Origin of the sequence: Achromobacter anxifer (genome assembly GCF_903652925.1) — a bacterium.
Classification (GTDB): Bacteria; Pseudomonadota; Gammaproteobacteria; order Burkholderiales; family Burkholderiaceae_B; genus Achromobacter; species Achromobacter anxifer.
The window spans coordinates 48,927-63,569 of sequence record NZ_CAHLAR010000018.1 but is presented as its reverse complement, the minus strand read 5'-3'; the positions used below and the strand labels follow the sequence as shown (position 1 = coordinate 63,569).

Genomic DNA, 14,643 nt, shown 5'->3' with positions numbered 1-14,643 from the left:
GAATTGGTCAGCGGCCCAGCCCCGGCAGCCACAAGGTCAGCGCAGGAAAGGCGCAGATCAGCGCGAGCACGATCAGCGACCAGATGAAGAAGGGAATGATCTCGCGCACGATGGGGCCTATCGGGGTGCGGCCCACGGCGGACGTGACGAACAGCAGGATGCCGACAGGCGGGGTCAGCATGCCCGTCATCAGGTTCAGGATCAGGATCATGGCGTACTGGATGGGATCCATGCCCAGCTGGGCCCCGATGGGCAGCAGCGCCGGCAGCGTGATGATCATGGCGGGCAGCGGCTCCAGGATCTTGCCCACCAGGATCAGGAATACGTTGACCGTGAGCAGCACGATCCAGGGCTGGTCGGAAACGCCCAAGATACCCTTGGCGATCGTGGCGGCGATGCGCGATTCGCTGATCAGCCAGCTGAACGGGCCGGCCGCGGCCAGCAGGAACAGGACGACCGCCATGGTCCGCCCGGCGGCGTAGAAGACCGCGCCCAGCTCGCCCGGCTTCAGTTCGCGATACACGGCCAGGCCCACGAGCAGGGCATACATGGCGACAAAGGCGGCGGCTTCAGTGTCGGTCAGCAGTCCAAAGCGTATGCCGACGATGATCAGGACCGGCATCATCAGGGCCCAGATGGACGCGCGCGTGACCTGGGCCCGTTCGGGCCAGCTGGCCCGCGGGCGCGACTTGTAGCCGTGCCGCCGCGCCTGCCAGGCGCAGATGGCCATGTAGCCGGCCAGCAGCATGAAGCCGGGAATGATGCCCGCCAGGAACAGGCGGATGATGGACAGGTTGGCCAGCACCGCGTAGACGATCATCGGAATGGAGGGCGGCAGGATCGGGCCCAGCATGGCGCCGCAGGCGATGACGGCCTCCGGATAGCCGCGCCGGTAACCTTCCCGCTTCATGGAGGGGATCATCGCGGTGCCGATGGCGCTGGCGTCTGCGACGGCGGAGCCGCTGACGCCGGCCATGACCAGGTTGGTGGTCAGCGACACCTGCGACAGGCTGCCGCGCATGTGTCCCACCATGGCCATGGACCAGTTGATCAGCCGCAGCGTGACGCCGCCGCGGTTCATCAGCTCTCCCGCCAGGATGAAGAGCGGAATGGCGACCAGCGCGGTCTCGTCTATGCCTCCCAGCATCGACAGCGGAGCCTGCGCGATGTCGACGCCGCCGCCGCCCTTGAACAGCATGCCGACCAGGGCGGCGGTGATCATCGCGAAGCCGATGTCCAGGCCGACCAGGATGAGCACGACGAACAGCACTACGGAAAAGAGAATCATGGTGGCATCCCCTGGGTGTCGTGCTCTTCGCGGGCAAAGACGTCATGCGGCGGGGCGGCGTCGGGAATCAGCAGGCGCAGGGCCAGGAACAGCATGAAGAACACCATGCCCACGGTCAGCGACGCATAGCTGACGGCATAAGTGAAGGGCGTGCCGACGATGTCCTGGAAATTCCCCACCTCGACCACGTCCAGGCCCTTGTAGAACAGGGTCGCGGCCAGTACTAGCAGCAGGGCGTCGAACAGGCGGTCGCGCGCGCGCCGCACCCGGTCGGACAGGTGGCGGTCGATCAGGTCTATCACCACGTTGCGGCGCTCGCGCAGCGCCATGGCGGCGCCCACGAAGGCGCACCACAGCATGCCGATGCGCGCGACCTGGTCCCAGGCGTCGAACTGGGTCTTCAGCAGATAGCGGTCCAGGACCTGCGCGAAGCAGAAGACCAGCACCATGGCCAGCGTGAGAGCGACGGCGAGCCGGCCGATCCAGCACAGCCAGCGGTCGGCGCGCAGCACCAGGCCGCGCCAGCGGGATTCGGCGGGGGCGGAGCGGACCGCCGTCGCGGGCAGGGGCGCGCCCATGGCCTACTCCTGCATCTTCTGGATGCGTTCGACCATGCCGGCGGGCCAATCCTTGCCCTCGTACTGCTGATAGACGGTGGCCAGCGCAGCCTTGAATGCGGCCTTGTCGGGCTGGGTGTAGGTGACGCCGGCCTGCTTCAGGATCTTGATCGCGTTGTCGTCCAGTTCCTGGTCCAGTTTCGTGGCTACCTTGCCGCCGGCCTTGGCCGCCTCGGTCAGCGCCTGGCGCTGCTTGGCGTCCAGGCCTTGCCAGACCTTTTCGGAGATGAACCAGCCGGTCAGTTCATAGGCGTGGTCGGTGGCGGCCCAGTATTTGGCTTCTTCGTGGAAGCGCAGCGGAATCGACAGATCGAAGCCGTTGTCCTGGCCGTCTATCATGCCGCGGCCCAGCGCGGTGTAGATTTCGGTCATGCCCAGCGGCACCACCTGCGCGCCGAGCGTCTCGAAGGTCGACTTGAGGATGGGAATGGCGGGTATGCGCAGCTTCAGGCCCTTGACGTCTTCGGGCTTGTTGATCGCGCGCGACACGGTCTGCAGCGCGCGCGGCGAGCGTATGCCGAAGGCCGCGAACACGCGCACGCCGGATTTCTTGGCGACGTCGTCGAAGATCTTGGCGAATTCATCGCTGTTGATGATGCGCTCGGCCTGTTCGCCGCTCTTGAACAGATAGGGCGCGTACAGGATGTTCAGCGGCTGCGCGCCGCGCAGGAACACGACGGAGCCCAGCCCGAAGTAGCCCATGTCCAGGGTGCCCAGCTGCATGGAGGACAGGATCTTGCTGATGTCGCCCAACTGGCCGTCCGTGTAGACGTGCACCTGCAGGTCGTTGCCGGACTGCTTGGCGGCCTCGTCCGCGAAGGCGCGCATGGCGTGGTCCCAGGGGCTGTTGGACGCGGCGATGGTCGCGATCTTCATGTCCCGGGCCTGCGCGTCGCTCGCGGGCATGAGCGCGCCGGCGGCCGTGATCGAGAGCGCGGCCAGGATGGCCGAGGCGCGGGTCAGATGCTGCGATATTTTCTTGTTCATGATGTCTCCTCCGGCATGCGGGGCCGGGCTACCAGTTCCAGTGCACGGGTTTCAGCCCGGCGACCGGCGAATCGAACACCGCCAGGCTGGCGCCGTTGATGCAGCCCATGTAGGCGGTCTTGCGCGCGGGGCCGGCGAAGGCCAGGCTGGTGATGTTCTGCAGCCGCTTGCTGTGGTTGTCGTAGACCATGGGACGGCTCAGGCGGTTGGCCAGGTACTCGGTCTCGAGCCGGTCTATATGCGCGGCGTCGCCGTCTTCCAGCACCAGCTGCTGTTCGCCCTTGGGGCTGACGCGTATCACCCGGTTGGAGACCACGCTGACCACCCAGATGTGGCCTTCCTCGTCGACCGCCATGCCGTCCGGATAGGTGCCCTTGCCGAACTCGGTGACGACTGCGCGTTCGCTAAGCCCGCCATCGGCGCCGATGCGAAAGCGCAGCAGGCGCCGGCCGAAGGTCTCGTTCACGTACAGGTGCGTGCCGCCGGGATCGGTGCGGCATTCGTTGGTCCAGTGCACGTCCCGCGCCACGACGCGGGTGCCGCTTTCGTCGTGCACGGCGATGAAGCCGTCGGCGATGTCGCGGCGGAACTGGTGGTCTCCCTTGCGCACCGTGCTGACGCAGATCCACAGGCGTTCGCGTTCGTCCAGCCAGACGAAGTTGACGCCGGGCAGGCGCACGCCGTCGATTTCCATGATGTAGGGTTCGGCGCTGCCGTCGCGCCGCACACGCCAGACCCCGCCGTCGTCGGCCAGGTTGGCGACGGCGAAGGAGCCGTCGCGCAACAGGGCGAAGCCGTTGGGGATCAGGCCGGGCTGGGCGCCGATCAGACGGGCGTCGCCGTTGGGCAGAATGTGGCGTATGCCGCCGGCCTTGTCCGATACGTAGAGGTCGCCGGCCGCCGTGGCCAACACGCATTCGGGGCGGTTCAGGTTCACGCCGGTTTCGCGCACGGCGGAGAGGTTCAGCAGCGCATTCTGGTTTGATTTGCCGTCCATGCCGTCTCCTCAACCGACGGCGCCGGCGGCGACGTCGTAGTTGTGCAGGTTCAGGCGCGGCCCGGCCTTCATCAGTTGCCCGGGCAGGCCGCGGCCGATGATGCCTTCCAGCCGCTGCGCCACCTTGATCAGGGCGCGCAGGTCGATGCCGCTGTCCACGCCCATCTCGTCCAGCAGGTAGACCAGGTCCTCGGTGCAGATGTTGCCGGTGGCGCCGGGCGCGAAGGGGCAGCCGCCCAGGCCGGCCAGCGAGGATTCGTACGAGGTGACGCCGGCGCGCAGGCCTTCCATTACGTTCACCAGGCCGATGCCGCGCGTGTTGTGGAAGTGCAGCGAAATCTTGATCTCGGGATGGTCGGCGCGCAGCGCTTCCACCGTGTTGCGCACCAGCTTGGGCGTGGCCATGCCGGTGGTGTCGCCCAAGGTCACGGCGTCGAAGCCCTGGCGCGCGAAGTGGTCGAAGATGGTCCGGATGCGGCCCAGGTCCACGTCGCCTTCGAAGGGGCAGCCAAACGCGACGGCGATGGCGCCCTTGCGCCGGATGGGATGGCCCTGCACCAGTTGCGCGATGTCCTCGATGTCGCGCAGCGACAGCTCGACGGGACGGTTCAGGTTCTTGGTGTTGTGGCTTTCGGTGGCGGACAGGAATACGACGATCTCGTCGGCTTGCGATTGCAGGGCGCGTTCCACGCCCTTGGCGTTGGGCGCCAGCGCGCCCAGCACGACGCCCGGGCGCTTGCGCACGCCGGCCAGGACTTCCTGGGCATCGCGCATTTGCGGCACGGCGCGCGGCGAGACGAAGGATGTCGCCTCGAAATGCCGCACGCCGGCATCGATCAGTTGGTTCAGGATCTGGATCTTGGTATCGGTGGGCACGAACTCGGACTCGATCTGCAGTCCGTCGCGCATGCCGACTTCGACGATTTCGACTCGGTCTGGAAGGCTCACGGCTTCGGTCTCCTGGCGCCCGGATCCTGCGCCCGCAAGGGCCTCGCGCGGCGATGTCCGGGACATGGGTTGTCGGCCACTATCTTCAGTGAAGGGCCCAGGCGGGACAAATCGTGAATATTCGGCGGGGTATCGCGAAATGCGATGGCTGGGGCCGCAAGCTTCGCGCGCCGGCAGACCTGGCTGCCTTATTGCTGCGTTGCGGGTTGCGCGATCAGATGGTCCAGCAGAAGCCGGGCAGCTCCGGACAGCGATTCATTGCTGCGCACGCACAATTTCAGCTGTCGCCGGGCCCAGGCGTCCGTCAGAGGAATGATGCGGAGGTCGTCGCAGACGTAGGCCGACAAGGCCTTGGTGGGCACGATGCCTATTCCGAGGTCGGCGCGCACCATGGACACCAGCGCGTCGTAGGAGGTGACCTGGAAGCGCAGCCGCAGGGAGCGGTTCATGGAGGCGGCTTCGCGCGTGAACAGATAGTTCGCGGCGCTGCCCCGATGCATGCCGACGTGGTCATAGTCCAGCGTATCGGCGAACGCCACCTGCTTGTGCCGCGACAGCGGATGGCCCGCAGGCGTCACCAGCGCCATGACGTCGCGGTGGTAGGGAAAGATGTCCAGTCCGTTTTCGTCGTCGGACTGCGTGTACACGCCGATGTCGGCGGCGTTGTCGATCACGGCGCGCGTGACGCCGGAGCTGACGGATTCTTCCAGGTCGATCTGCACATTGGGATGTTGCGCCAGGAAGCGGCGCAGCTCCATCGGCAGGAATTGCGCGATCGAGGACAGGTTGGCGGCCACCCGAACGCGGCCGCGCACCCCGGCGGAGTAGTCGCGGATCTCGGCGGCCAGGTCCTGGGTCTGGTGCAGCAGGGTACGCGCGCGCCGCGCCAATGCGCGGGCGGCGCTGGTGGGTTCCACGCCGCGCGCATGGCGCTGGAACAGCGGCACGTCCAGCACGCGTTCGAGTTCGGACAGCCGTTTCGACAGCGCCGATGGCGCAATGTGTTCACGCGTGGCCGCGGCGGCGATGCTGCCTTCTTCCAGCACTGCCAGGAACACCTGCAAGGTATAGAGATCCAGACGAGGAGTCATGAGGAGTCGCGCATAGACACGTCCGCGAGGATAGCGGCTGTCTTGCGCGGCCGGCCTAGGGGATTACGCTTAGGGCGAATCCCGGGGCGGCACGCCTCATCCGATCTCGACCCATCCCATCGTGGTACCGCGCGCCAGCAGTTCGCCGACGGCGTTCACGGCGATCCTGCCGTCGGCCGTGCCCATGGCCAGCTTGTCGCCTTGCGCGTCCATGGCATGCACCAGGGCCGGCAAGCCGTCCAGCTGCATGTTGGCGCGCAGCCGGATGTCGCCCGAGGCGGCATCCAGCAGCAACAGGCCGCCGTCCAGGAAACTGGCGGCGACGAGTCCGCATGCGGGGATGAAGATCACGGCGCTGGCCGAAGCCGTGGTCGGATGCCGCCAGATTTCCCGGTCCCGGTCCAGCGGCTTGCGGTAGATGAAGCCGGCGCAGGCGACGCGCACGGCGGGCGAATAGTGCCGTCCGCTGATGACCAGGCCCTCGCCCAGGCGGTCGTCGACGTGGCAGCCGCAAAGCTCCATCGCGTGGCTGTCGGGCTTGCCGTTGGCCTTCAGCACCGGCCACAAGGGCTGGACCTCACCATCGGCGGACACCCTGCACAGGCGCTTCGCTTCGTGGGAACTGGCCGGCGTTCCTTGCACGCAGAACAGCGAGTGCGCGCCGTCGATGCGGAGGTAGTGATTGAAGCAATCGTAGTGGCCCAGGTCCACGCGGCGTTCCTCGCGCGAGTCCAGGTCGCGCAGCACATCGCGTGCGTTGCGGGTTGCCGGGACGCGGTTCCTGCGGGCCAGCAACTGGCCCTGCGACGAGGCCGAGAACGTGTACTCGCCCTGGTATTCGCGGACCAGGTTCAAGCCGCCGTCAGACAAGGCGTAAAGCCGGGAGTCCTGCCGGCCCAGCATGCCGGGCTGGTTCGATGACTCCACCACATGCACGTGCACGCCTGCCGAGCGGATGATCTCGGACCCGTGCCCCGTGCCGGCATAAGCCGTGACAGGACCTCCGCCGGTGTCGTGGATTTCCAGCAGGCAGCCGTCATGAACCACGGCGATGCGCCGCTCATCTAGCCAGGCCAGGTCATGGATCGCGCCACGGCGCGCCAGTCGGGGCAGGCCCAGCCATTGCGCGAGCAGGGGTTCGGCCGCGGGGGCGGACGGGTTGCCCTCAGGCGCGATGTCCAGGGACGACAGTTCCAGCTTGCGCGGTTCGTCGGACCAGATGTTTGCGCCGTAGGGCGCGCGCACGATGAACAGCGTGTCGAATGCGGCCTCGGGCCTGTCCTCGGGCAATCCTGCCCATTCCTCGTCCCAGGGCCGGACCCATGCTTCGATCCGGTCGCCGGCAGCATTCCAGGCGCAGCGCACGACTTCGGGGATGTCTTGGAACGGGCGCCGGGACTGGCCGCTGAGCCAGTCCCAGACCTGCAGGTCGCCTTCGAACATATAGCCGCCGTCATAGCTGCCGGAGCTGATTGCGACCACGCTGTGCGCGGGATGGAAGGCAACGTCGTTGACGGGATGGCGCAGGCCGTCGAAGGCCGCGAACGGAACGGGATTGCCGCGGCGGTAAAGCGCGACGCGGTGTCGCAGGACCTGGCCGCCATAGGCCGCGCGGGCCCGCGGATTCGCCAGCAGCGGAAATGCGGACGCCACGGCCGCGATTTCGTCCGTTGGGTTGAAGAACACTCCGGTTATCTTGCCGCTGCCTCGCAGCGGCGGGTCGGCGATCATGGCCATCTGTCGTTGCGCGATGCGCCGTGGGTCATGCTTGCTGGCGCCGGGCCATGGGCGGTCGGGCAGGGCTTATTGCGGGATGGGATTCCGCCGCCCTGCCTGGCTCATGGGCGAGCCCGGCTGGCGGCCGGGATCTCCTTCTTGCCGCGCGGCTTGGGCGCGGATTTGCTGTCTTGGGCAGGAGCGTCGAACTCCTGTTTGTTGCGTTCGCCACGCGGGGTATTTTCCGGGTGGGGTTTGGGAAAAGCCCAGGGCTTGGTTTTCTGATCCATTGCATGTACTCCTTGCACAGGCGGAACAGTAGCATTAGCCGTGGCGATGGGTAAGTGAGGGTTGACGTCAATATTCATCACATCGTGAATTTTGGGAGAAAAACGCGATGGATTCGACCCGCCTCGGCCCGTAATGTTCCGCCCGCGAAGGAAGTGGAAGCTGTCAACGCTGAAAGAAGATGCTTTCCCGCGTTGACAGCGGTTCAACCCGCTTCCGGTCGGTCTTCCTGCCAGATGCGGTCGAACTGTTCGCGCGCATGGCGTGCCCAGTCGTCGATGGCGCTGCGCACGTCGTCCGCGTTGGGCTTGCGGTCGGCCGGCAGATTGCCGCCCGTGACGCTGCCCAGCGAGCTGATGAGCAGCTCGTTGGTATTGGCGTCGCGCAAGGTGGCTTCGAGCAGCAGGCGCGCCGATTGGTCGCGGTAGCCGGCCGCCTTGACGGTCTGGCCGATCACGTAGCCGATGGGGATGTACTCGGAGACGCGCGGATCGCGGTCATTGCGGAAGGTGCCCGTGATCGCCGCGCTCAGGCGCAGCGAGTGCGGCTCGGGCTTGGTCAGCAGCTGGTAGCCGGCCTGGGCGAACTCCCGCCGGATCGCTTCGTTCATGTAGGCCAGCGCGCGTTCGCGCATGACGGTGTCGTCCCGCATGTCCAGTTCGTCGGGGCGGTCGCCCTGGATGTACTGAACCGGTTCCAGGATGAGTTTCTTCGGATACTGGCTGCCGACCGGCGGACCGGGGCGCACCCAGACCATGCCGGCGCTCCAGTCGGGATCCTGCTTGAGCCGGCTTTGGTTTTCGCCGAGCGAGGTGGAGTAGTTCTGCGGTTTGGGCAGATTGGTGCAGCCGGCAAGGCCGATCACGGCACAGGCGGCCAGGGCGAGGTGGATCTTCATGTTCTTCTCTTCCAAAAATGTGGCGCCCGACGCGGCGGTCGGAGGGCCGTAAGCGCGCCGAGGCCTGCTCAATTATTGCTCTATTTCGCTCCGGTTTTCTCGCCTTTCGCTGGATGGAAATTTGGTTTCGCTGGAAAGCAGATTTCCATTTGTGTGAAACGGCGCTGTCCTTTCGAGGATGGACGGGAGGTTCATCCCGGGTCAGCCAAAATAGCCATCGCGCAATGCCGCCGCGGGACTACGATGGATGCGTGAACATAGGGAGACAACTATGGACACCGCCAAGCAGTGGTATGCCGCCGTCAAGGATTGGCAGCGAGCCCGCGACGAACTCACCGCCGCGATCGCAGCGATCAAGTGGCCGAATCCCACGCGGGATTGCCTGGACACCTACGACCGCGCCTACGCCAACGAATCGGAGGCGCGGGACCGCATGAACCAGGCGTACGAGCGCGTGCGACGATAGCCGCGCGCGCCTCTCTCGCGCCGTCTTGGCGGGCATTGCTACACTGCCGCGCATGACGGACCTACAACAGAAATTCCTTATCAGGCCAGCCAGGCCCGAGGACGCTCCCTTGCTGGAAGACGTGCTCATGCGTACCTATGAGGGCACGTGGATGCCCGAGATGACGGCGGAACGGGACCGGCAATTCCGCGCCAGCGGCAAGACGACCCAGTACGTGCGTACCAGAGGCCAGCTCTTTCTGGTCTGCGAAGTCGATGGCGTGCTGGCAGGCATGGCGGACTGGGAAAACGACTTCATCTGGGCTTTGCACGTGCATCCCGCCCGGCAGGGCCTGGGCGTCGGCGGCGCCTTGCTGGCCTGCGCGGAAGCGGCCATCCGCGGCGCCGGATTCGGCCGCGCGCGGCTGGAGACGGATTCCTTCAACCAGCGCAGCCGCCAGTTCTACGGCAAGCACGGCTACGCCGAAATCGATACCTATCCGGACGAGGAATGGGATAGCGGTTTCACCACCATCCTGATGGAAAAGCAGTTCCGGACCTGATCATTCTGGCTCCATGAAAAGAATACTGACTGGTCCTGGAAATAGGGCCACGATGGCGGTATGTTGTGCTTTTCCCCGTCACAACCGATCCCGCCATGTACCTGCCGTCAGCCTTTCGCGAAGACTCGCTCGAAGTCCAGCATGATTTCATCCGCGCCCATCCGCTGGGCGTGCTCATGACCAGCGGGGAGGGCGGGCTGATGGCGAATCACATTCCCTGTCTGCTGTATCCCGACGGGCCCCATGGCGTGCTGCGGCTGCATATGGCGCGCGCCAATCCGCAGCTGGCCGAACTGGCTTCGGGCCGCGAATGCCTGAGCGTCTTCCATGGGCCGCAGGCCTACGTCACCCCCTCGTGGTATCCGAGCAAGGCGGAAACCCACAAGGTGGTGCCGACCTGGAACTTCGTCGCGGTGCACGTTTGGGGCACGCCTGTGATCCAGGACGATCCGGCCTGGCTGCGCGCCCAGCTGGACGCGTTGACCCATAGTCAGGAAAAGGCGCGTGCGCTGCCCTGGCGCGTGGAGGACGCGCCGGAGGATTTCATCGCGGCGCAGATGCGCGTCATCGTCGGGGTCGAGATCGCCATTTCGCGCATCGAAGGCAAGTGGAAAGTCAGCCAGAACCGCACGGTGGCCGACCGCCGCGGCGTCGCCGAGGGCCTGGCCACCGAGAACGGCGATGCCGTCATGGCCGGGCTGGTTGCTCGCCGCGGCGGGCTGGAGTAGCGCGCCCCAGCGCAAGGCTCGCGATGGCGGCCGCTTGCAGGCTGGCGGCCGCAGCCAGAAACCAGAACAGCGGTTGCCCGGCCTGTTCCGACCACGCCCGCAGCATCCCGAAGCAGGCGGGCGCGAAGGCATAGGCGCCTTGCGATAGCGCGACGATCAACGGCACGACGCGTTGCGCGTCCTCGCGCGCGAACTCCGTCTGCGCGATCAGCGGCGGAAGGGAAGTGGCGTTGCCTATGCCCGAGCCGAACAACAGAACGCCCAGCCAGATGGCCCACGCATGTTCGGCGGCCAGCATCAGGACCAGCGAACCGGCGATCTGGATGGCGTAGGCCAGGCAGGCGACCATGCGCCGGTCGGTTCCGGCTGGCATCAGCCAGCCCACCAGGGTGCGTCCGGCGATGGCCGCGGCCGTCGCCAGTCCCATGGCCAGACCGGCGGTCTGAGCGCCCAGCAGCGGCGCCAGCAGGGACAGCAGATGCGCGATCAGGCCGATCTGCGCGAACAGGCCCAGCGCCATGCCCGCGGCCAGCGTGAGGAAGGCCCGGTTGCGCCATGGATTCGCCAATGGCGGCGCGGCGCTGGCCGCAGCCGCACTTGCCTGCGCCGGCGCGGGTGCGCCATCCGGTTCCTGGCCCAGCTGTTGCGGCGTGATCGCGAACACCTTGCGCGAGAGCGCTGCGATCACCGCCACCATCGCCAGGCCTACCCACAAGGCGGCCTGCGCAAAGCCTGCCTGGCCGATCAGGTAGACCCACAAGGGCGAAAACACGATGCCGCCGACGCTGGCGCCGTTGTAGGCCATGCCCAGCGCTGCGGGCCGGCGGCGGACGAACCACGGCGAGATCAAGGCGTTGACGGCCGCGGCCCCCAGCGTCACCCAGCCCATGCCTGAGAACAGCGCGGCCGCGTAAAGCTGCCAGGGCTGCGCGGCCGTGGCCCAGCCGCCCACGCCCAGCGCAAGCAGCGCGGCGCCGGCGGATGTCACGGCCGGCACGCTGAAGCGCCGGTACAGGCGCGGCAGGTTGGCGACGACGAAGGTGCCGCACAGAAAGTGCAGGGTGACCGCGCCGGATACGAGCGCCACGCCCCAGCCGGTGCGTTGCGCCACCGCGTGCAGGAAGACCGGCGGTCCGTAGAAGCCGACGCCCCAGCCGAAGACCGCCAGCACGAAGGTGGCGTAAAGGACTTTCCAGCCGAAGAATTTGCGGGTTGCGGTCATGGGTGTCCGGCGGCGCCGGCTGTCTTGTTTGCCTGAGCCGCAGTATGCTGGAGTCTGCACACAACACTTTGGTCTGCGTCGAATCATGGAATCAGAGTTTGCCGACATCAGTCTTTCCGCGGTGGCGGGCGCCATCGCGGACCCGGCGCGCGCGCGCATGTTGTGCGTGCTGCTGGACGGCCGCGCCCGCACGGCGACCGAGTTGGCCGCCGCCGCCGATATCGGGGCGTCGACGGCCAGCAGCCATTTCCAGCGCCTGCGCGAGCAGGGCCTGGTTGAAATGGCCGTGCAGGGCAAGCATCGCTACTACCGTCTGGCCAACAGCGAGGTGGGACACGCGCTGGAGGCGCTGCTGGTGGTCGCCGGCGCCGAACGCGTGCCGTTCAAGCCCAACACGCCTTCCGCGTTGCGCGAGGCCCGCACCTGCTATGACCACATGGCCGGCACCCTGGCCGTGCGCATCCATGACGCCATGCTGGCGCGCCAGTGGCTGGCGGTGGAAGGCCGCGACTATATCCTGACGCCGCTGGGCGAGGCCGCGCTGGCGCAGATCGGCGTGGACGTCGCGCGGGCGCGGCAGCGCCGGCGGCGCTTCGCTTGTGCCTGCCTGGACTGGAGCGAGCGCCGCTCGCATCTGGGCGGCGCATTGGGCGCGGCCTTGTTGGATGCGCTGGCGCAGCGCGGCTGGGTCAGCAAGGGCCTGGATTCGCGCGCGCTGAGCGTGACGAAAAAGGGCGAACGGCAGTTCCCCGCCTTCTTCGGCAAGGCCGACGACCTGCCTGCGGCGGGCCTGGCGCAACGCGACCGCAATGTCGCTGCATAAGCGCACCTTTCGCGCTTCGCGCAACCCGGCAGCTATTTGAAGCGGCAGACCAGACTCGGCCATTCTCGGCTGCGGTTGTGGCTTTTCGCGTCGCGCGACCGGCATGGACGTGCAACAAGGTGTGCATATGCAACAGGTCTAGGGTAATCCCCGTGACAGGGCGCGGGGACGCATGGTCAAGGCGCTGCGCAATGCGTCGCAAGCCGCATCTGGCTTGACCATGCGGCGCTTGGGCCGGTTGCGCGCCGCGCGTCGAGTAAACGGGGACACTATTCCCGCGATGCAACAATGTTTCTATTTTCTGCCTGCGTTACAAAACATATCCGAACTGTCATGGACAGCCGGGGTATGCTGGGTTGCAGAAAGAGGGCATCCGAAGTGCATCAGAACAACTTGATCTACAAGGGATACCGGCTGACGGCCAAAGTGTCCCGGGGCGCAGGCGCCGAGGTTCAGGCGCAACCCAGCGGCCCCGTATTCATAGCGTCGGTGATGGTGGTCCAGGCAGGCGCCGTTCTTGAAGGCGGCGACGAATATCCGGTTCCGCGCTTTGCCGAAGGCGGCTTTGTCTACAGTCCGCGCGAAGCGGTGCATGCAGCGATCCTGCATGGCCGCGAGATCGTCGACGGCCTGACCAACCTGCCAACCTGACGCTTCCTAGCTGGAGAAGACTTCCCGCCAATCCCGGGTCTTGGCCAGCGTCTGCACGGTCGCGGACTGTTCCAGGATGGTCACGGCCTTCTTGAACTCCTCGGCCGAGGCGCCATCCTCCAGGATGACCATGCGCGAGTTGCGCGCGTCAGCCATCTTCACGTCCGACATCTTGCCGTGGGTCTGGTAGACCTGCGTCCAGTCCATTTTCTTGCCGGCCTTCAGCGCTATCGGCTCGATGTATGTCAGCGCCGTGCTGCCGGCCGCGCGCACCGCGAAGGCGAAGTCCGCCGTGTGGCCGCTGCTGCCCTTGGCGCGGGCGCCCTTGACCATGCGGTTCACGCCCACCCCTGCCGTCAGCGCACGGCCGACCTGCGCGCGGAAGCGCAGCTGGCTGAACTTGGGCATCCACTTGGCGCACTGGAACGACAGCGCCATCGCCAGCTTGACCGCGTCCCACAGGGCTTCCTGCAACTGCTCGTTGGGGCCCGACGCCACGATGGCGCCGTCGCGGTCGAAGTGGGCCAGGCTGACGCCCGGCGTTTCGTTCAGGATGTCGATGCGCTTGGCCGCCAGGTCGATGCCGTAGCTGGACGCGTGCATCGCGGTCTCACAGGCGTCGGTCAGGTAGAACGTGGACTCGTCGGGATGCGCGATGAAGAAGGCCGCGTGCTGTCCGTCCAGGCCCAAGGTCATGGGCGATATGGCGCGGATGGCGTGCTCGCCCGCCGGCAGGACGGTCCAGCCGGAGGCTTCCAGGAAATTGCTCATAGGATCAGTTCGATTTGGCGGCCTTTGAGCGGATGCGCGAAACCGCCGGTCAAAGTCAGGTTCGCCCGCGGCAGGAAATACTGCATCAGCGCGCCGATATTCTGCAGGGCGGGCACGATGGGCTCGGCATAGCCTTCGCCTTCGTCCACCCAGATGTGTTCATGGCTGCGGTCCGCAAGCGGCTTGCGGTACTGCGGCCGGCCTTCGCCCACCAGGCTGGTGTGGAAGGAGTCGTCGGTGTCCACGCCGAGCACGCGGTGCGGGCCCACGAAGAGGCTGGCGCAGAACGCCTCGGCCAGGAAGATGGTGGCCTGGCCATGCACGGCGGTGCGGGCGCCGCGATAGATCGCGCGGAAGATCACGTCTTCGCGTACTTCACCCTTGACCTTGCAGGCGCAGGCGAATTCCATCCACTGGAGGTTGCTGGCAGCGGGTTTCGGCACCCAGGCGATCGGTTTTACGGTTTCCTTGGGTTCGGCAAGAATCTCTTGCACCTCATCAACTGTGATTAACGGTTCGAACTTGTTGGCCATGGAACTGATCTAGGGTCTTGGGAATGCGCGCGCCGGACAGCGCGCCTGGCATGCGCTGCGCGGCGGCGGGAGCGCGCG

The 14,643-nt window shown here is 66.5% G+C and carries 17 protein-coding genes; 5 read left to right on the top strand and 12 right to left on the bottom strand.

The window, feature by feature from the left end:
• Positions 1–7: 7 nt before the first annotated feature.
• The 9 genes from HWY37_RS32835 to HWY37_RS32795 form a co-directional block, all read right to left on the bottom strand.
• Positions 8–1,288 (bottom strand): TRAP transporter large permease, encoded by a 1,281-nt coding sequence (locus HWY37_RS32835; protein WP_175206775.1) that lies wholly within the window; start codon positions 1,286–1,288, stop codon positions 8–10.
• Positions 1,285–1,866: a TRAP transporter small permease gene (locus HWY37_RS32830; RefSeq protein WP_175206774.1), complete on the bottom strand. Its 582-nt coding sequence runs from the start codon at positions 1,864–1,866 to the stop codon at positions 1,285–1,287. The genes HWY37_RS32835 and HWY37_RS32830 overlap by 4 nt, the downstream gene beginning before the upstream one ends.
• A gap of 3 nt (positions 1,867–1,869) precedes the next feature.
• The gene (locus tag HWY37_RS32825; RefSeq protein WP_176090737.1) at positions 1,870–2,892 is read right to left on the bottom strand and encodes a TRAP transporter substrate-binding protein; all 1,023 of its coding nucleotides are present in this window, start codon (positions 2,890–2,892) and stop codon (positions 1,870–1,872) included.
• Positions 2,893–2,920: 28 nt separating this feature from the next.
• Positions 2,921–3,889 carry an SMP-30/gluconolactonase/LRE family protein gene (locus HWY37_RS32820; protein ID WP_176090736.1) on the bottom strand — a complete coding sequence of 323 codons (969 nt, stop codon included), beginning with the start codon at positions 3,887–3,889 and terminating at the stop codon, positions 2,921–2,923.
• Between the two features lie 9 nt (positions 3,890–3,898).
• Entirely contained in the window at positions 3,899–4,837 is a 939-nt protein-coding gene (locus tag HWY37_RS32815; protein WP_175206771.1) for a hydroxymethylglutaryl-CoA lyase, read from the bottom strand.
• Positions 4,838–5,025: 188 nt separating this feature from the next.
• Positions 5,026–5,928: a LysR family transcriptional regulator gene (locus HWY37_RS32810; RefSeq protein WP_175206770.1), complete on the bottom strand. Its 903-nt coding sequence runs from the start codon at positions 5,926–5,928 to the stop codon at positions 5,026–5,028.
• Between the two features lie 96 nt (positions 5,929–6,024).
• The gene (locus tag HWY37_RS32805) at positions 6,025–7,659 is read right to left on the bottom strand and encodes a WD40 repeat domain-containing protein (protein ID WP_246302468.1); all 1,635 of its coding nucleotides are present in this window, start codon (positions 7,657–7,659) and stop codon (positions 6,025–6,027) included.
• Positions 7,660–7,766: 107 nt separating this feature from the next.
• Entirely contained in the window at positions 7,767–7,934 is a 168-nt protein-coding gene (locus HWY37_RS32800) for a hypothetical protein (protein ID WP_175206768.1), read from the bottom strand.
• A gap of 203 nt (positions 7,935–8,137) precedes the next feature.
• Positions 8,138–8,830, bottom strand: a complete 693-nt coding sequence (locus tag HWY37_RS32795; RefSeq protein WP_176090735.1) for a DUF3313 domain-containing protein — start codon at positions 8,828–8,830, stop codon at positions 8,138–8,140.
• Between the two features lie 271 nt (positions 8,831–9,101).
• Here HWY37_RS32795 and HWY37_RS32790 point away from each other — a divergent pair, with 271 nt between their 5' ends.
• The 3 genes from HWY37_RS32790 (at position 9,102) to HWY37_RS32780 (ending at position 10,565) form a co-directional block, all read left to right on the top strand.
• A complete protein-coding gene (locus HWY37_RS32790) occupies positions 9,102–9,296 on the top strand; it encodes a hypothetical protein (RefSeq protein ID WP_175206766.1) in 195 nt (64 codons plus the stop codon).
• A 52-nt stretch (positions 9,297–9,348) separates the two neighbouring features.
• The gene (locus HWY37_RS32785; RefSeq protein ID WP_175206765.1) at positions 9,349–9,837 is read left to right on the top strand and encodes a GNAT family N-acetyltransferase; all 489 of its coding nucleotides are present in this window, start codon (positions 9,349–9,351) and stop codon (positions 9,835–9,837) included.
• A 95-nt stretch (positions 9,838–9,932) separates the two neighbouring features.
• Positions 9,933–10,565, top strand: coding sequence for an FMN-binding negative transcriptional regulator (locus HWY37_RS32780; protein WP_175206764.1), 633 nt, complete (start codon positions 9,933–9,935; stop codon positions 10,563–10,565).
• Here HWY37_RS32780 and HWY37_RS32775 read toward each other — a convergent pair.
• Positions 10,525–11,787, bottom strand: coding sequence for an MFS transporter (locus tag HWY37_RS32775; RefSeq protein WP_175206763.1), 1,263 nt, complete (start codon positions 11,785–11,787; stop codon positions 10,525–10,527). The two genes, HWY37_RS32780 and HWY37_RS32775, sit on opposite strands and share 41 nt — an antisense overlap.
• 85 nt (positions 11,788–11,872) lie before the next feature.
• Here HWY37_RS32775 and HWY37_RS32770 point away from each other — a divergent pair, with 85 nt between their 5' ends.
• Together HWY37_RS32770 and HWY37_RS32765 are read left to right on the top strand one after the other, a co-directional pair.
• Positions 11,873–12,610 (top strand): ArsR/SmtB family transcription factor, encoded by a 738-nt coding sequence (locus tag HWY37_RS32770; protein ID WP_175206762.1) that lies wholly within the window; start codon positions 11,873–11,875, stop codon positions 12,608–12,610.
• A 378-nt stretch (positions 12,611–12,988) separates the two neighbouring features.
• Positions 12,989–13,261: a hypothetical protein gene (locus HWY37_RS32765; RefSeq protein WP_175206761.1), complete on the top strand. Its 273-nt coding sequence runs from the start codon at positions 12,989–12,991 to the stop codon at positions 13,259–13,261.
• 6 nt (positions 13,262–13,267) lie between these two features.
• Here HWY37_RS32765 and HWY37_RS32760 read toward each other — a convergent pair whose 3' ends face one another.
• Both HWY37_RS32760 and HWY37_RS32755 read right to left on the bottom strand, forming a co-directional pair.
• Positions 13,268–14,032 (bottom strand): DUF1828 domain-containing protein, encoded by a 765-nt coding sequence (locus HWY37_RS32760; RefSeq protein WP_042794521.1) that lies wholly within the window; start codon positions 14,030–14,032, stop codon positions 13,268–13,270.
• Entirely contained in the window at positions 14,029–14,565 is a 537-nt protein-coding gene (locus tag HWY37_RS32755) for a hypothetical protein (protein WP_175206760.1), read from the bottom strand. Before HWY37_RS32755 ends, HWY37_RS32760 begins: the two co-directional genes overlap by 4 nt.
• Positions 14,566–14,643: the final 78 nt, after the last annotated feature.

Excerpts from the sequence above, each read along its gene's own strand:
- HWY37_RS32780 (WP_175206764.1), top strand. The coding sequence starts at position 9,933 with ATGTACCTGCCGTCAGCCTTTCGCGAAGACTCGCTCGAAGTCCAGCAT.
- HWY37_RS32785 (WP_175206765.1), top strand. The coding sequence starts at position 9,349 with ATGACGGACCTACAACAGAAATTCCTTATCAGGCCAGCCAGGCCCGAG.
- HWY37_RS32790 (WP_175206766.1), top strand. The coding sequence starts at position 9,102 with ATGGACACCGCCAAGCAGTGGTATGCCGCCGTCAAGGATTGGCAGCGA.
- HWY37_RS32760 (WP_042794521.1), bottom strand. The coding sequence starts at position 14,032 with ATGAGCAATTTCCTGGAAGCCTCCGGCTGGACCGTCCTGCCGGCGGGC.
- HWY37_RS32820 (WP_176090736.1), bottom strand. The coding sequence starts at position 3,889 with ATGGACGGCAAATCAAACCAGAATGCGCTGCTGAACCTCTCCGCCGTG.
- HWY37_RS32775 (WP_175206763.1), bottom strand. The coding sequence starts at position 11,787 with ATGACCGCAACCCGCAAATTCTTCGGCTGGAAAGTCCTTTACGCCACC.
- HWY37_RS32825 (WP_176090737.1), bottom strand. The coding sequence starts at position 2,892 with ATGAACAAGAAAATATCGCAGCATCTGACCCGCGCCTCGGCCATCCTG.
- HWY37_RS32830 (WP_175206774.1), bottom strand. The coding sequence starts at position 1,866 with ATGGGCGCGCCCCTGCCCGCGACGGCGGTCCGCTCCGCCCCCGCCGAA.
- HWY37_RS32835 (WP_175206775.1), bottom strand. The coding sequence starts at position 1,288 with ATGATTCTCTTTTCCGTAGTGCTGTTCGTCGTGCTCATCCTGGTCGGC.
- HWY37_RS32755 (WP_175206760.1), bottom strand. The coding sequence starts at position 14,565 with ATGGCCAACAAGTTCGAACCGTTAATCACAGTTGATGAGGTGCAAGAG.
- HWY37_RS32795 (WP_176090735.1), bottom strand. The coding sequence starts at position 8,830 with ATGAAGATCCACCTCGCCCTGGCCGCCTGTGCCGTGATCGGCCTTGCC.
- HWY37_RS32810 (WP_175206770.1), bottom strand. The coding sequence starts at position 5,928 with ATGACTCCTCGTCTGGATCTCTATACCTTGCAGGTGTTCCTGGCAGTG.
- HWY37_RS32770 (WP_175206762.1), top strand. The coding sequence starts at position 11,873 with ATGGAATCAGAGTTTGCCGACATCAGTCTTTCCGCGGTGGCGGGCGCC.
- HWY37_RS32805 (WP_246302468.1), bottom strand. The coding sequence starts at position 7,659 with ATGATCGCCGACCCGCCGCTGCGAGGCAGCGGCAAGATAACCGGAGTG.
- HWY37_RS32800 (WP_175206768.1), bottom strand. The coding sequence starts at position 7,934 with ATGGATCAGAAAACCAAGCCCTGGGCTTTTCCCAAACCCCACCCGGAA.